Raw genomic sequence first — 808 nt, 5'->3', positions numbered from 1 at the left:
CCTACGACGACCTGAGCCGGCGCACCACGGTGACGCTGGGCAACGGCACCAGCACCAGCTACGGCTATGACACCCAGGCGAATCTCTCCAGCCTGGCGCACAACCTGGCGGGCACCGCGCACGACCAGACCTACGGCTACACGCGCAACCAGGCACGCGAGATCGCCACGCACAGCTGGAGCAACGACCTGTACCAATGGGCGGGCGTGCCGGGCAACGCCACCAATGGCACCCGCAGCTACAGCGCCAACGGGCTGAACCAGTACACGGCCGCCGCCGGCGCAACGCTCACGCACGACGCCAACGGCAACCTGACGGGCGACGGCACCTGGACCTACGGCTATGACGAGAACAACCGGCTCAGGAGCGCCAGCAAGGCCGGCACCAGCGCCACGCTCTCCTACGACGCTGAAGGGCGGCTGCGCCAGAGCGTGGTGGCGGGCGCCACGCTGGACAAGGCCTACGACGGGGTGGCCCTGGTGGCCGAGTACGACGCGGGCGGTGCCATGCAGGGCCGATGGGTGCACGGGCCGGGTGTCGACGAGCCCATCGTGGCCTACACCGGCGTCACCACGGCCAACAAGAGCTGGCTGTATGCGGACCACCTGGGCTCCATCGTGGCCACGGCGGACGCCACGGGCGCGGGCACGGCGCTCTACGGCTACGGGCCGTACGGCGAGCCCAACACCACGGCGGGCCAGCGCTTCAGGTACACGGGCCAGCAGTTCATGGGCGATCTGGGCCTCTACCACTACAAGGCCCGCTTCTACGATCCCCGCCTGGGGCGGTTCCTGCAGACCGATCCGAT

1 protein-coding gene is annotated in these 808 nt (G+C 69.6%); it reads left to right on the top strand.

Features of this window, described 5'->3' with window-relative positions; translation table 11 throughout:
* Positions 1–808, top strand: an 808-nt coding sequence (locus ACX12L_RS22975; protein WP_459264578.1) for an RHS repeat protein, incomplete at both ends; no start/stop codon positions are given.

The organism is Alicycliphilus sp. T452 (assembly GCF_054512775.1).
The sequence above is the reverse complement of the archived record's forward strand: the minus strand, read 5'-3'. Positions and strand labels throughout refer to the sequence as shown.